At 61.8% G+C, this 15333-nt stretch carries 12 protein-coding genes; 3 read left to right on the forward strand and 9 right to left on the reverse strand.

What is annotated here, in order from left to right:
- From ACYQ6T_RS07825 to ACYQ6T_RS07835, 3 genes are all read right to left on the reverse strand, one after another.
- The coding region (locus ACYQ6T_RS07825) for a restriction endonuclease subunit S (protein WP_459829651.1) at nt 1-1002 on the reverse strand (1002 nt) is incomplete at its 3' end.
- A 2-nt stretch (nt 1003-1004) separates the two neighbouring features.
- Nucleotides 1005-2357, reverse strand: a complete 1353-nt coding sequence (locus tag ACYQ6T_RS07830) for an ATP-binding protein (protein ID WP_459829654.1) — start codon at nt 2355-2357, stop codon at nt 1005-1007.
- A 2-nt stretch (nt 2358-2359) separates the two neighbouring features.
- Nucleotides 2360-3931 (reverse strand): type I restriction-modification system subunit M, encoded by a 1572-nt coding sequence (locus ACYQ6T_RS07835; RefSeq protein ID WP_459829657.1) that lies wholly within the window; start codon nt 3929-3931, stop codon nt 2360-2362.
- A gap of 152 nt (nt 3932-4083) precedes the next feature.
- On the opposite strand from ACYQ6T_RS07835, the gene lptM reads away from it, so the two are divergent.
- Genes lptM through dacB form a run of 3 tightly spaced genes read left to right on the forward strand, consistent with a single transcriptional unit; the run spans nt 4084 to nt 6954 of the window.
- Nucleotides 4084-4221, forward strand: a complete 138-nt coding sequence (gene lptM, locus ACYQ6T_RS07840) for an LPS translocon maturation chaperone LptM (protein ID WP_459829659.1) — start codon at nt 4084-4086, stop codon at nt 4219-4221.
- On the forward strand, nt 4218-5492 hold the full coding sequence (gene lysA, locus ACYQ6T_RS07845; RefSeq protein WP_459829661.1) for a diaminopimelate decarboxylase: 1275 nt from the start codon (nt 4218-4220) through the stop codon (nt 5490-5492). Before lptM ends, lysA begins: the two co-directional genes overlap by 4 nt.
- Before the next feature lie 22 nt (nt 5493-5514).
- Nucleotides 5515-6954, forward strand: a complete 1440-nt coding sequence (dacB, locus tag ACYQ6T_RS07850; RefSeq protein ID WP_459829663.1) for a D-alanyl-D-alanine carboxypeptidase/D-alanyl-D-alanine endopeptidase — start codon at nt 5515-5517, stop codon at nt 6952-6954.
- 83 nt (nt 6955-7037) lie between these two features.
- On the opposite strand, the gene pnp is transcribed toward dacB, so the two are convergent.
- The 6 genes from pnp to nusA form a co-directional block, all read right to left on the reverse strand.
- The gene (gene pnp / locus ACYQ6T_RS07855) at nt 7038-9149 is read right to left on the reverse strand and encodes a polyribonucleotide nucleotidyltransferase (RefSeq protein WP_459829665.1); all 2112 of its coding nucleotides are present in this window, start codon (nt 9147-9149) and stop codon (nt 7038-7040) included.
- Nucleotides 9150-9215: 66 nt separating this feature from the next.
- Nucleotides 9216-9482: a 30S ribosomal protein S15 gene (gene rpsO, locus ACYQ6T_RS07860; RefSeq protein ID WP_459829668.1), complete on the reverse strand. Its 267-nt coding sequence runs from the start codon at nt 9480-9482 to the stop codon at nt 9216-9218.
- Nucleotides 9483-9515: 33 nt separating this feature from the next.
- Nucleotides 9516-10490, reverse strand: a complete 975-nt coding sequence (truB, locus tag ACYQ6T_RS07865; RefSeq protein WP_459829670.1) for a tRNA pseudouridine(55) synthase TruB — start codon at nt 10488-10490, stop codon at nt 9516-9518.
- A complete protein-coding gene (rbfA, locus tag ACYQ6T_RS07870; RefSeq protein ID WP_459829674.1) occupies nt 10474-10887 on the reverse strand; it encodes a 30S ribosome-binding factor RbfA in 414 nt (137 codons plus the stop codon). Before rbfA ends, truB begins: the two co-directional genes overlap by 17 nt.
- Before the next feature lie 10 nt (nt 10888-10897).
- Entirely contained in the window at nt 10898-13834 is a 2937-nt protein-coding gene (gene infB / locus ACYQ6T_RS07875; RefSeq protein WP_459829677.1) for a translation initiation factor IF-2, read from the reverse strand.
- Nucleotides 13835-13847: 13 nt separating this feature from the next.
- On the reverse strand, nt 13848-15320 hold the full coding sequence (nusA, locus tag ACYQ6T_RS07880) for a transcription termination factor NusA (protein ID WP_459829679.1): 1473 nt from the start codon (nt 15318-15320) through the stop codon (nt 13848-13850).
- Nucleotides 15321-15333: the final 13 nt, after the last annotated feature.

Here is a 15333-nt window from a genome sequence, read left to right on the forward strand (position 1 = left end):
GCTTACTCTAGTGATTGTTTGGATCACATGGGCATGATTATTCACCCAAAATTTTCCACGCATGATGTAAGCTGAAGATTGGTACGAGCCCCAGTAGCCACCGTCCTCAGCAAGGAGCACATACTCTCCGTCAAACAAGTAATCACTCACGTAATCAAGAACGCCGTTCGCACCACAGTACGGATATCGACCTTTCATCCTTTTCCTTTGAGCAGCGTTCAGTGGAACGCGTTTGCTGTCATGAACGTTAACCACCTCCCCCAACTTCACCACCCGCCAGTGCGCCGGGATGGGGCCGATGTCGGTCTCCTGCATCGGCACCTGGTCGGCGGCGACCACAGGCACGGGGCCGTAGGTGAAGAGATAGCGCATAAGGCTCTTCTTGAGTTCACGCAGGGCGCCGATGACGCGCTCGGTGGCCTCCCGCGCCCGCTGCACTGCCCGCAGAACGTGTGCGATGGCGTGCTGCTCGGGGAGGGGTGGGAGAGGGATTGGAAGATTCTGCAAAACTGACTTGTTGATACTCTTGAAGGTAGAACCCGTTCCCTTTTCCTCCAAATGTGGTTTTGCGTTAATCAAGAAGCACAACAGGAAGTCATTGTTAAGCGCTTCCCTTCCTGACAACGCTGCCAATCCGCGCCCGATGCAATAGTCACGCTGAGCTAGATTTACATCGCCTACAGGTGCCCTTACGGAAATCAGAACAGAGCCACGTTTAGCAACACGAAGAGGTACGGAGCACCATTTTATTGGTTGGGGATAGATTGATCCAAACTCTGCTTTTCCTTGTAGAAAGGGAAGACCTTCTCTGTGCGTGTTGTATGTGGAAGAAGGAGGCGATTGCCCCATCGTCAAGTCAGCCACATCCCCCAACCTTACAACCTGCCACTCCTCGGGCAGGGGGCCGAGTTCAGTTAGGCAGTAGCCGTCGGGGAGGTCGGTGGGTTCGAAATGCTCCTCTGAGGCTTTACTCATGCGCCATTTGCCCTTTTGTTGCGTCATTGTTACGCCTTTTGCGGCTTTTTTGCGGCATACCGCGTTCCGCGCCCTGTTTTGCCGATTCGTACCAAGATGCCCCTTGCAACCAGGTCGCCCAAATCCATCGTCGCCATGCGTTCCTTGACCCCTGTAAGTTGCTGATATTCCCGATTGCTGATACTCCCGTGTTCTTTTGCATACAGCACCGCCTGAATCTGCCTCTCGCTCAACCCCATCGCCCGTAGGTGCTCAGGCGTGTAGAGGTCTTTGGCAAAGGTCACCCGGACGCCTCCCAGCCACTCGGCAAATTCAGGCTCTGGAAGTCCCTGCTCACGGCACAGCTCGACGATCCTAGTGGTCCCCGAGCCCCAGCGCTCAATCACGCCGGCAAAGTAGAAGGCCTGCGCAAGGAGCGGATTGCGAAGCACCGACGAATGGGGACCATAGAGGGCTTGCGGGGTGAGCGGCGGAGGGAGTTCGCCCGCGTTCCAAATCTGCAAGCGGTCCTCTTCCAGCCGGATCTGGATGTCGGCCGGATAGGTGTAATCCCGGTGGATGAGGGCATTGGCAACAGCCTCGCGCAGGGCTTCCAGGGGATACTCCCAGACTTCCCGCCGCCGAAGTCCCTCCAAAGATGGCGTCTCCACGCGGATGTCAAAGCGCACCTTCAGCACCTGGCGGAAACGCTCCATCGCTCCGTCCAGCTGCTGCCAGAGGGTGCCTTGGAAGTCGTGACTGTCGAGGATTTGCGTGCCGCGGAAGATGCCGATTCGTAGTTGCGCCAGCGGGAAGAGCCGCTGCGGACGCTTGCCGAAGAGGAGCACCCCGGCGTTTTTGAGTCGCCCGTCGCTCACAAGATCGAGGTTCTGCAGGGTCTGCTCGGGATTTCCCGGATCGAGGTAAGGGAGCTTGGTCCTCGCCAGGCGGGCAAAATGGGCAAGAGCAGCGGAATCGATTTCTGCAAGCGTCCAATCGCTGGGCAGGGCATCCCAAGTGAGCCCCGAGCGCTTGAGGATGTGCCGAGCCATTTCCTCGGGCGGGAAGTCCCGATTGGTCGTCCCCACCCGACGGAGGTATCGCCCTCCGCAAGAGACCAGCCCACGGGCCGGGTCGACGCAGATCTCGATGACGGGACGCCCCTCCGTCTCGACCACCCGGATGTAGGGCGTAATTCCTAGACGCGAGGTGATGAGGTTCGCCAAGCGTTGGATTTCTCGGTCGTCCGACGTCGTGCCGACGATTTCGCCATCGTCGCGGATACCTACAAGGAGCGTTCCGCCCTCGGTGTTGGCGAAGGCTGCCAAGTCCTCCAGGGCCTTGTCGGTCCACTGGCGCTTGAATTCCAGAGTCTGGCCCTCCTCTCGGCCAATTTGGGGCATGGCTATCCTTTCAGGTGCAAAATCCCGAGCACCTCCTCGAGCGCCTGGTCGGCCGCCGCGCGCTCTTCCTCGGCCTCGCGCAGGAGCACCATTGCCTCCTCTAAAGGCAACACGTCCTCTTTTCCGTTGGTGACCACATAGCGGCTGGGGGAGAGGTTGTAGTCGTTGCGGACCGCCTCCTCGCCCGTGATGATAGCCGAAAGGCCCTCCTCGGCCTTCCACTCGTGGTAAAGCCGGGCGATCCGCTCAACGTGCTCGTCGGTGAGGTAGTTCTTCGGCCGCCCCTTGGCGAAGAGCTTGGAGGCGTTGATAAGGAGAATCTCGTTGAGGTGGCGCTTCTTGCGGTTGATCACCAGGATGATGCCCGGCGCGGTGGTGTTGTAAAAGAGGTTCTCGGGCAGGAGCACCACGGCCTCAACGAGGTCGCGCTCCACGAAGGCTTTGCGAATATCGCGCTCGCGACTCGAACCCTGCGAACCGCTGCCGCGCGACACTGCCCCAGTGTCCAAGACTACCGCCATGCGCCCCGTGTCGCTGAGGGAAGCCAGCATGTGTTGCAGCCAACCCCAGTCGGCACTGGATGCGGGAGGAATGCCGAGACCAAAGCGTTCGTACGGATCGTTTTCGTAGAGCCCGGCTGGGAAATCTTGATTCCACATGGGGTTGGCCGTCAGCAAATCGAAGGTCATCAACCGACCGGCGTGGTCGCGAAAGGCCGGGTTGCGCATGGTGTCGCCCAGCCGGATGTCGGCTTCCATGTCATGGATGACCGCGTTCATGCGCGCCATAGCAAAGGTGGCCGGGTTGATCTCCTGCCCAAAGAGGCGCAGAGGAGCGTGCTCGGGCGGCAGGCGGCGGTGGCCATTCTCCTGCACGCCATAGGTTTCGAGCAGGCGCAGATGGCACTTGATGAGCAAGCCGCCGGAACCACAAGTGGGGTCGTACACCGTCATGCCGGGCGCTGGTTCGAGGATGCAGGCCATGAGCACCGCAACCTCACGCGGAGTGTAGAACTCCCCGGCACTCTGTCCCTGCCCCTCGGCAAATTTACGCAACAGGTACTCATACGCACGGCCGAGGATATCCGGCTCCACGTCCTTGAGCCCCAGGCGATAGCGGGAGAGGACATCCACCAGCCGGGCCAGGTATTCGTCGGGCACGATGCGCTGGCCGGCGGCGGTGGCGTTGAAGTCCACCAGGTCAATGACGCCCTGCAAACGGGGGTTTTCACGGGCCACCGCTCTCACTGCATCGGTCAGGTACTGCCCGAGCGAAGTAACTTGCCGGCGGATGTGAGACCAACGGGCCTTTTCGGGAATGTAAAAGCGAACGGAGCCTCGGCCGTCAGCGATAATGCCGCGTTCGCGCTCCTCCTCCACAATTCGAGTCGCGACCGCCTCCGTGCCATACGCCTCGGCAAGACGACCGAGCTCATCTTCGAAGACGTCCGAAAGCCGTTTCAGAAAGACGAGCGGCAGGATGTAATCCTTGAACTTTGGTGCATCCACTGGGCCCCGAAGGGCGCAGGCTGCGTCCCACAGCCAGGACTCAAGCGTTGTCATGTCAAGCGGCATCGTGTGGTTTCTCCTTCTTCTCGATCGGCCATTCTTTCGAGGGGCTTGATGATCTTCGCGTTTTGCCGGTTGGGTAGAGAAACTGCGCGGTGTGCGCCATTGTAGCCTCTATTCTTTGCTACGATAACGCCTTTACGAACAAGGCCACGGCAATGAAACGCTTCGTCGCCAGACTTCTGCCGCTCCTCGTCCTCACCCTTGCCGCTTGCGGAATCAAGGGACCCCTCACCTTGCCCAACCCGCCCGGTAACGAACCTACCACCGGAAAATCTGGACCGAACGCACGATGACCGCAACCGAACACTCCTTCCCGATGCCAACCTTGACGCGGCGCGCCGGCACCCTCTATCTCGAAGAGACGCCGCTCGACGCGATCGCCGCAACCTACGGCACCCCTTGTTACGTCTATTCCGAAGCGGCGATGCGCGCGGCGTTTGCCGCCTACCGCTCGGGGTTACCGCCCGAGGTCGGCGCGATCCACTACGCCGTCAAAGCGAACAGCAACTTGACGCTTCTGAAACGCTTCGCCGAATGGGGTGCCGGTTTTGACATCGTCTCGGGCGGCGAGCTCGAACGGGTGATCGCGGCGGGGGGCGAACCCGGCTCGGTGGTCTTCTCAGGTGTTGGGAAAGCGACGTGGGAGATCGAACGGGCGCTCGAATTGGGGATCGGTGCGTTTCACGTCGAATCGCTCCCAGAGTTGCAGCGGATCGCAACGATCGCCGCGGCGCACGGCACCCAGGCGCCGGTGAGCTTTCGCGTCAACCCCGACGTCGACCCCAAAACCCACCCCTACATCGCCACGGGGCTCGCCCAAAGCAAATTCGGCGTGACGATGGACGAGGCGCTCGAAGGTTACCGCATCGCTGCCGACCACCCGGCGCTGACGGTGGTGGGTGTAGCGTGCCACATCGGGTCACAACTCACCGAAATCGCTCCCCTGTTGGAGGCCGCGACGCGTCTGCGCACTTTTGTCGAGCAGTTGGAGCGCGAAGGGATTGCGTTGCGAACGATCGATCTCGGCGGCGGGATTGGGATCCGCTACCGCGACGAGACACCGCCCGAGATCACGACGACGCTCTTGAAGCTCCGCGCCATTTTTGCTGCCCGCCCCGAGCGGCTCGCGGTCGAACCCGGTCGCTCCCTCGTCGGTGCCGCGGGGCTCCTGCTCACCCGCACCGAGTATGTGAAGCGCCGTGACACGCACACCTTTTTCATCGTCGATGCGGCGATGAATGACCTGATGCGCCCAGCGCTCTACGACGCGTGGCACGAAATTGTTCCGGTAGTCGAACGGAAAGAGCCCCCGACGGTTGGCGACGTCGTCGGCCCCGTCTGTGAGACCGGCGACTTCCTCGGCCGTGGCCGGGCGCTGGCGCTCGCCGAGGGGGATTACCTCGCGATCCTCTGTGCCGGTGCCTATGGAATGGCGATGAGCTCGCAATACAATAGCCGGCCACGCGCCGCCGAGGTTCTGGTGAGCGGCACCACCCACCGCCTCATTCGCCCCCGCGAGCGGCGTGAAGCGCTCTGGGCCGATGAACTGGCACTGCTCCAATAGGGGAGCCCCGAGGGGAGCCCCGTTGAGCAAGCCGCTTCTCCCCATGCGCCGGCTCCTCATCTGCATCGTGACCGCGCTGGTGCTCCTGGCCACAGCGCCAGCGCTCCTTCATGCCGCGGGACTCCCCGCGACCGTGGCGAAAACGCTCGCCGAGGCGGAGATCCCCTCTGAAGCCCTCTCCATCTGGATCGCGCCGCTCGACGGCAAAGGGCAGCGCCTCATCTACCATCCCGAAACCCCGCGCAACCCGGCGTCGGTGATGAAACTGATCACCACCTTCGCGGCGTTTGAGACCTTTGGGGCGAGCTACCGCTGGCAAGTGGCGTTGGAAAGCAGCGCCCAGTGGTCGGATGACACCCTCTTTGGCCCTTTGGAACTGATCCACGACGGCGACCCGGCGCTCACCGCCGAGCGGTTGTGGCAGCTGCTGCGCACCGTTCGGGCGATGGGGATTCGCCGAATCTCTGGCTTTACCGTTACTGCCCCGCCGCTGCGCCTCCCCCCATGGGACCCTGCCGCGTTCGACGGTCGCGGCGAAGCACCCTACACTCAGGGACCCGCTGCAGCGCTCGCCCACTTCAACGCGATCGTCGTGACGCTCCAGCCCCACCCCCAGCGTCCGCAACAACTCATCGCCACCACCCACCCGCCGCTCCCGTTTACGATTGACACCCGTGGCGTCAAGGTCACCGAGGGTCCATGCCGGCAGCCGGCCCGCGAGACGGTCACCGCGAACTTCACGGCAACCCACCTGGTATTGACAGGAACCTACGCGCTCTCCTGCGGTGTCCAGACGCTTGCGCTCGCCCCACCGCAACCCCACCGCTACGCCGAATGGCTCCTGGCCGCGATCTGGCAGGAGCTGGGCGGAGAGATTGCCCCCAATCTTCCGCGCAAAGCGGCGAAGAGCCGCTTTCGCCTTGCGGCGAGCGAATCGCCGACGCTCACCGAGATCGCCTACCAGATGAACAAGTGGTCGAACAACGTCATCGCGCGGCAGCTCCTCGCGTTGGTCGGCTTTGTTGCGCAACCAGACGCATCCGACCACGTCGCGGCGGGCGCTGAGCGCGCGTTAGCACTCCTCAGGGAAAAAGGGATCGACGCGCGCGCAACAGTCATCGAGAACGGTTCCGGACTCTCGCGAATCGCCCGCACCACCGCGCGCACGCTCGCCGAACTCCTCACTTTTGTTGCCCGGCAAGAGTACGCCACCGAGTTCATCGCTGGGCTGCCACGGCTCGGCGAAGATGGCACCGCCCGTCGGCGCTATCGCGATCATCCGCTTGCGGGCAGCGCCCACGTCAAAACGGGGACGCTCAGAGACGCCCGGGCGCTCGCAGGCTACGCCCGCAACCGCAACGGGGAACCCTACGTCGTAGTGATGCTCCTCGACCACCCCAACGCGAGCCGCGCGATAAAGCTCTTTCCTCAACTCCTCGAGTGGCTCGCCGCAAGCGAATAAAAAAACGCCAAGCCCAAATAAGCCTGGCGTTTCGCGTTTTTCGCTTTCGCGTTTTTGCTTCGCAGAAGCCCGCGTCGCTTGCTTTACTCCTGCGGTTCGCCGCTTTTCGGCTGCTCGACCCCCTTCAACGAGAGCTTGATCCGGCCGCGCTCGTCGGTTTCGAGCACCTTCACCCGCACCTTTTGCCCCTCTTGGACATAGTCGTTGACATTATTGACCCGCTCGTTGGCAATCTGCGAGATATGCAAGAGGCCATCCCGACCGGGGAGGATGTTGACGATCGCGCCAAAGTCGAGGATTTTGAGCACCGTGCCGTCGTACTCTTTCCCCACTTCGACCTCAGCGGTGATCGCAGCGATCCGCTCTTTCGCCGCTTCAATCCCCTCGGCGCTCGCTGACGAAATGGTCACGGTACCATCTTCGGCGATCTCGATCACCGTACCGGTCTCATCCTGAAGCGCACGGATCACCGCACCCCCTTTCCCGATCACGTCGCGGATCTTTTCGGGGTTGATCTTGATCTGCACCATCCGGGGAGCATACGCGGAGAGTTCGCCGCGCGCTCCACCCATCGCTTCACGCATCAAGCCGAGGATATGCATCCGCGCCTCTTTCGCCTGGAGAAGCGCCACCTCCATGATCTCTTTGGTGATCCCCTGGATCTTGATGTCCATCTGCAGCGCCGTCACCCCATCCGCGGTACCGGCCACTTTAAAGTCCATGTCCCCCAGGTGATCCTCGTCGCCGAGAATGTCGGTGAGCACCGCGAAGCGGTTCCCCTCTTTGATCAGCCCCATCGCCACACCGGCGACATGCTTCTTGAGCGGCACCCCTGCATCCATCAGTGCCAACGACGAAGCGCAGACAGTCGCCATCGAACTCGAACCGTTCGATTCGAGGATCTCGGAGACGACGCGAATCGTATAGGGAAAATCCTCCTGACTGGGCACCATCGCTTTGAGCGCCCGTTTGGCGAGGTTACCGTGGCCGATCTCGCGCCGCTTCGGCACCCCAAACCGCCCCGTCTCTCCGGTCGAGAAGGGAGGGAAGTTGTAGTGGAGCATGAACGGCTCGCGGTATTCGCCCGCAAGCGCGTCGACGATCTGCTCGTCGCGGCCGGTACCCAGCGTCGTCACCGCAAGCGCCTGCGTCTCGCCCCGGGTGAAGAGACACGAACCGTGGGTGCGCGGCAGGACCCCGACGCGGATGTCGATCGGGCGAACGGTGCGGGTATCGCGACCGTCGATCCGCGGTTCGCCCGCAAGGATCCGCGAGCGGACGATTTCAGACTCAAGAGCAAAGAGGATCGAGTGGATCTCGTTCAACGACGGCATCGGGTCGAACGATTCGAGCACCGCTTGGGTCACGTCGCTCCGAATCGTTTTCAGGAGGTCGTTGCGCGCCTGTTTCGTGGGAATCGCAAACGCCTCTTCGAGCCGGGCGCGCGCAAGCTCGGCAATCCGGTTGCGCAACGCCTCATTGGCAGGGGGAGGTTGCCAATCCCACGCCGGTTTCCCCGCCTCAGCGACGAGCTCGCGGATCGCCTCGATCGCCACCTGCATCTGTTCGTGGCCGAAGACCACGGCGCCCAGCATCACCTCCTCGGGGAGCTCTTTCGCTTCCGATTCGACCATCAGAACGGCGTTCTCCGTCCCGGCAACGACGAGATCAAGGGTACTTGTTTTGAGTTCGCTCTGCGTGGGGTTGAGCACGTACTGACCGTTAAGGTAGCCGACGCGGCACGCCCCGACTGGCCCCTGGAAGGGGATCCCGGAGAGCGAGAGCGCAGCGCTCGCCGCAAGCATCGCTGGAATATCCCCGTCGATCTCAGGGTTGAGCGACAGCACCTGGACGATCACCTGAACCTCGTTGTAGAACCCTTCCGGAAAGAGGGGACGAATGGGACGATCGATGAGGCGCGAGGTGAGCGTCTCTTTTTCGCTTGGCCGTCCTTCCCGTTTGAAAAACCCGCCGGGGATGCGGCCAGAAGCGTAGAATTTTTCCATGTAGTCGACAGTGAGCGGGAAGAAGTCCTGCCCTTCTTTCGCCTCTTTTGCCGCAACGACGGTCGCCAACACGACTGTTTCGTCCATGTCGACGAGCACCGCGCCGCTCGCTTGTCGCGCCATTTCCCCCGTTTCCATCCGAACGGTATGGCGACCGAAGGTAAAGGTCTTTCTAAAAGCTTGTGGCATAGTCTTTGGTATCCCTCAAACCAAAGAGCCCTCGTCGGGGACGAGGGCTCTTCTTGTTTCACCGTGTTACTTACGCAGCCCCAAACGTTGAATCAGGGCCAGGTACCGATCCGGGTCGGTGCGCTTCAGGTAGTCCAAGAGCCGCCGGCGGTGCGAAACCATCTTCAAAAGCCCGCGCCGCGAGTGGTGATCTTTCTTGTGTGCAGCGAAGTGGTCTTGCAAACCGTTGATCCGTGCAGTCAAAAGCGCCACTTGCACTTCCACCGAACCGGTGTCGTTACTGCCGCGCCCGAACTCGGCGACGATTTTCGCTTTGGTCTCTTTATCCAGCATAGCAATACTCTTTCAATATCCCATGAGTCGAAGTCAAACAACAGATTCACGTTTCCCGATGGCTTCAGGCAGCGTTGGCGAAGGATTGAGTAGTTTAGCAACAAGTCGCTTGGGCGACAAGACCCCAGAGGCCGATTGCCAATGGCCAACACCTAAAAAGGTAAAACCGTTCTCCTCGCGATAGACACGGACCAAGGGCGAAACCTCTTCCTGCTCCCCCTTGGCACACGGAACCGGTTCGCCGTGGCAGAAGCGATCCGCTTGCTGCGGGGTGAGTACGAGCGCGGGAAGATCGGCCACGAGCAGATCGACAGGAAGGAGCGCACGACGTGCTGCATCGCGATCAAGCGCCAACCACTCGGCAAGCGTCCGGGCATCGGCACACGAGAAGCGGCCGACCGCGTCGCGATGCAACAGATCGACGTGGGCGGGAACGCCCAGCGCGTCGCCAATCGCCTCGGCAAGTGCCCGGATGTAGGTGCCTTTGCTGACCGTTGCAGAGAGCAGTGCCTTCTGGGCCGCAGCATCAAACGCGACCAGCTCGAGGCGATGGATCGTCACCGGTCGAGGCGTGCGCTCCACCGTCACCCCTTGTCGGGCAAGCGCATAAAGCGGCTGGCCGTCACGCTTGAGCGCAGAGACCATCGGCGGAACCTGTTGGATCACCCCCCGAAAACGGGGGAGCACCGCACGAAGGGCCGCGTCAGTCACTGCGCTTGGGGCGCTCTGCACCACACGCCCTTGTGCGTCGCCCGTGTCGGTGGCCACACCAAAGGCGACGCGAAAAGTGTAGCTCTTTTCGGCGTCGAGCCCCTGCTGGACAAATTTGGTCGCCTCACCCAAGGCGATCACCAGCAGCCCCGACGCCATGGGGTCGAGCGTCCCGCCGTGCCCCGCTTTCGCCGCGTGCAGGTGGCGCCGAAGCGTCTGCAGCACCGCGTTACTCGAGGGGCCGCTGGGCTTATTGACGAGAAGAATGCCGTCAACCGCCTCAGCGCGCTGCGCCATCCTCGTCCCCCGCCTCATCCTCCTTTGCCGATACCCCTTCCTCGCGATGCGCTGCCGCCACCCGATCGATCAGCTGGGTCAGTGCCACCCCCCGTTCGATCGAGGTATCGTGCACGAAGTGAAGCTGGGGAACTTTATAGGTGGTGAGGCGCTTCGCGAGCAGTTGCCGCAAAAAGCCGCTCGCGTGCTCAAGCCCCGCGATCGCTTCATGGACCCGGTCGGCCCCTTCCCAACTGGAGAGGTAGACTTTGGCGTGGGAGAGGTCGTTGGAGACCTCGACTGCGGTGATCGTGACCGATCCGACGCGGGGATCTTTCACCTCGCGCCGGATGAGTTCGGCAAGAATCCGCTGGATCGCGTCACCGACCCGGCGGGCGCGGGGAAAGTCTCTCGGCATCGTGCGCTCCTCAAAGGGTCCGGGCAACCTCTTTCACTTCGAAGACCTCAATCTGATCCCCTTCGCGAATGTCTTGGAAGTTTTTGATCGAGAGACCGCATTCGTAGCCGGCTTTGACCTCGCGCACATCCTCTTTGAAGCGCTTGAGCGAATCGAGTTCGCCCTCGTGAATGACGATGTTGTCGCGCAGCACCCGAACGCGGGCATTGCGGCGCACCAGCCCTTCCAACACGTAGCAGCCAGCCACTGTACCCACTTTGGGGACATGGAAGGTTTGCCGCACTTCGACGAGACCCAAAGTCTCCTCTTTCCGTTCGGGAGAGAGGAGCCCAGCCATTGCCGCTTTGATCTCATCCACCGCGTCGTAGATGATGTTGTAGTAGCGGATATCAACATCAAAGGTCTCTGCGAGTTTGCGGGCGTTCGCATCGGCGCGAACGTTGAAGCCAATAATCACCGCGCGCGAGGCTTGCGCGAGGTTCACGTCGCTTTCGGTGATCCCGCCGACGCCGGCATGAACCACCTGCACCTGCACCTCGTCGGTCGAGAGCTTCGCCAGCGCTTGAGAGAGCGCCTCGGCAGAACCTTGGACGTCCGCTTTGATGATGATCGGCAGCTTCTTGACGTCGCCCTGTCCCATCTGGTCGAAGAGGTTCTCGAGTTTGAGGGCCTGGTTCTTCGCCAATTTCTGTTCGCGGTACTTCCCTTGGCGGTAGAGGGCAATCTCCCGCGCTTTCCGCTCATCGGGAAGGACGTAGAACGCCTCACCCGCTTGCGGCACCTCTTCAAGACCGAGGATTTCGGCAGGCATCGACGGGCCAGCCTCGGTAATTTGCCGGCCGTTCTCGTCGAGCATTGCCCGGACCCGCCCCCAAGTCGCCCCAGCAAGGACGACGTCCCCTCTCTTGAGGGTGCCACTTTGCACGAGCACCGTCGCAACCGGGCCGCGACCTCGGTCGAGCCGCGCTTCGATCACCAGCCCTTTGGCTGGACCGCTCTTCGGCGCTTTGAGCTCGAGCACTTCGGCAACGAGGAGAATCGAGTCGAGCAGTTCGTCGATCCCTTGCCCCGTCTTCGCCGAAACATTGACGAAGATGGTGTCACCGCCATACTCTTCCGGGATCACTCCTTCCGCGACCAACTCTTGCCGCACCCGCTCCGGGTTGGCGTCAGGTTTGTCGATCTTGTTCACCGCGACGACGATCGGGACGTTGGCCGCGCGCGCGTGGTGGATCGCTTCACGCGTCTGCGGCATCACGCCATCGTCCGCAGCAACCACCAACACGACGACGTCGGTAGCCTGCGCGCCTCGCGCCCGCATCGCGGTAAAGGCCTCGTGCCCCGGGGTATCGAGGAAGGTGACGACCCCCTTGGGGGTCTCGACATGGTAGGCACCGATGTGCTGGGTGATGCCACCCGCTTCCCCTGCTGCCACCTTGGTGCGCCGAATCGTGTCGAGGAGCGAGGTCTTGCCGTGGTCGACGTGGCCCATGACGGTCACCACGGGGGGACGCGGCTCCGGGGTTCTGTCGAGGTCGGCACCGAACGATTCGAGGAAGGCGTCGGGGTCGTCGAGCTTCGCAGCGACCGCTTTGTGCCCCATCTCCTCGACCGCGAGCATCGCCGTCTCTTGGTCGAGCACCTGGTTGATGGTCGCCATCACGCCCATCTTCATCAACGTTTTGATGAGGTCGACCCCTTTGACCGCCATCGCGTGGGCAAGCTCGGCAACCGTGATTGTCTCCGGCACATGGACTTCGCGCACGACCGGTTCGGTAGGCGCCTGGAATCCATGCTCCTCTTCGTGCGCCTGGCGTTTGCCGTTCTTCTTCTTGCCCGCTTTCCCCTTCCAGCTGCTGTCGCCATCGTCGAGCGCGCGGACCTTCAACCCCCCTTTACGAGCGGCGCGCTCTTCACGCTCCTTCTCCTTGCTCTTCTTGGCCTTCTCTTTCTCTTTGTTCTTGGCGGCGCTCTCTGCTTCAGTCGTCCCGCTCTCAGGAGCAGGGGCGATGGCAACGGCAGGCTCTTCTGGTTTCTCTTCAGCCGCCTTTTCGGCTAGAGCCTCTTTGGCGGCTTGCCGCGCCGCCTCACGAGCACGCCGCTCGCGCAGCTCCGCCTCTTGGATCGCGCGCAACTTCGCTTGCCGTTCGGCCTCTTGCCGCCGCCGCTCGAGCTCTTCGGGGGATAACACCGGATGGAGCGTACGATCGGTTTTGGCAGGAGCTGCTGCGCCCGTCACCTTTTTCTCTGGCTCTTTTTTGCCGTCGGCGTTGGCTTTCTTCGGGGTTCCTACGCGCTCAGCGCTACTCTGAGGTTTCTCATCCTCTTGCTTCGCTTTGCGTTCGGCCGCCACTTGCGCCTGAGTCTGACCCTCTGTCGCCTCTTTGCCCTCTGGCACGCGTGAACGGTCCGCTCCCTCCCCCTTTGACTCAACGGGGGGTGCGACTTGCTCAACAACGGGGGCGGGCTCAGGGGCCGTCATCCGCTCTTCTGGAGGAGTCTTCTCCCCTTGTTGCTGAGCGGTGGCAGCGGCTTCTTCAACCGGCTGAGGACGTTCAGGAAGGGGTGCTTCTGGCGTTTGAGGAGGAGAGGCACTCGCCCGCAACGCCGCTTCCAACTTGGCCCGCTCTTCCTGGGTTTTGGCGACGATCTCTTCTTTTTTGACGAGCACCCGTTTTTTCCGCACCTCGACCTGCACCGTCCGAGCCCGGCCCGAGGCGTCGGTCGCGCGAATCGCTGTGGTCTCTTTGCGTTTCAAGGTGATCCGTTTCTCCTCGCCACCGCCGTGCTGCCGCTTGAGGTGTTCAAGCAGCTTCGCTTTGTCGCTGGCCGTGAGTGGACTCTCGGGCCCCGTCGCGGGAACCCCGGCCTCTTTGAGCTGCGCGAGGAGCTTCGCTACGGGAACTCCTAACTCTTCGGCAAAGGCTTTGACGTTTTCGCTATCCATGGCGGCATCTCCCTCATTCAAACCAGTGGGCACGCGCTTGGCTGATCAGCGATGCAGCCCGCTCGGCGTCGATGCCAGTAATTTCGATCAGTTCATCGGTCGAGAGCTCGCCGAGGTCATCCCGTGTCACGATTCCCGATCGGGCCAATTTGACGGCGATACTCCGCTCCATCCCGTCGAGCGCCAAGAGCTCCGGTTCGAGCTTCTCGATCGCCTCCTCTTCGGCAATCGCGTCGGTCAACAGGGCGTTGCGGGCCCGTTCGCGCAAAGCTTGAACGATCTCCTCATCGAGCCCCTCGATCGCCAGCATCTCGGCGATCGGCACGTAAGCGACCTCCTCAAGCGTCGTGAATCCCTCGTCAACCAAAAGATCGGCCAGATCTTCATCGACGTCGAGTTTTTCCATAAAGAACTGGCGCAGCGCTTGGCGCTCGGCCTCTTTGCGCTCGCGCGACTCCGATTCACTCATCAGGTTGATCGTCCAACCGGTCAGTTCTGAGGCGAGCTTCACATTCTGCCCACCGCGGCCAATCGCGATCGCGAGGTTGGCGTCGTCGACGACCACATCCATCGCATGGTTCTCCTCATCGACGACGATCGAGACGACCTCGGCCGGTTGCAGCGCCGCAATGACAAACTGTGCAGGGTCGGGCGACCAGACGATGATGTCGATGTGCTCCATGGCGATCTCTTGCCGGACTGCCATGACGCGGGTTCCTTTCATGCCGACACACGCCCCCACCGGATCGAGCCTCGGGTCATGGGAGTGGACGGCGATCTTCGCTCGCAACCCCGGGTCACGCGCACACCCTTTGATTTCGATCACCCCCTCTTCGATCTCTGGCACCTCGAGCTCAAAGAGGGCGACGACAAATTCGGGGGCACTGCGCGAGAGGATGATTTGCGGGCCGCGCGCCTGGCGGTCGATGCGCTTCACGACAGCACGAACCCGGTCGCCTACACGCAACACTTCGCGCGGGATCATCTCCTCCCGCGGCAAGAGGGCCTCGAGGCGACCGATTTCGACATAGGCGTTCCCCCGCTCCATCCGCTTGATGACACCAGTCACCAGCCGGTCGCCGCGATCGAGAAACTCTTTGAGCATCTGCTCGCGTTCCGCATCGCGGATCTTCTGGAGAATGATCTGTTTCGCGGTCTGCGCGCCAATTCGGCCGAGCTCCACCACAGGAATCTCTTCTTCGTAGTAGTCGCCCGGGTTGATATCGGGTTTGAGCTCACGCGCGTCGATCAGCCCCATTTCGCGCTCGTCGTTCTTCACTTCAGCGTCGGGCAGCACCAACCATCGGCGCCAGGCGCGGTAGGTACCGTGCTGACGGTCGATTTCGACACGGACATCGGCGTCTTCATGGAGATGTTTTTTCGTTGCCAAAGCAAGTGCCGATTCCAGCGCGGCAAAAACGACCTCTTTGGGAACATTCTTTTCGTGCGCCAGGGCATCGACCAACAACAACATTTCCCGACTCATTCTGACTTCCTCT

The organism is Hydrogenophilus islandicus (genome assembly GCF_054657095.1).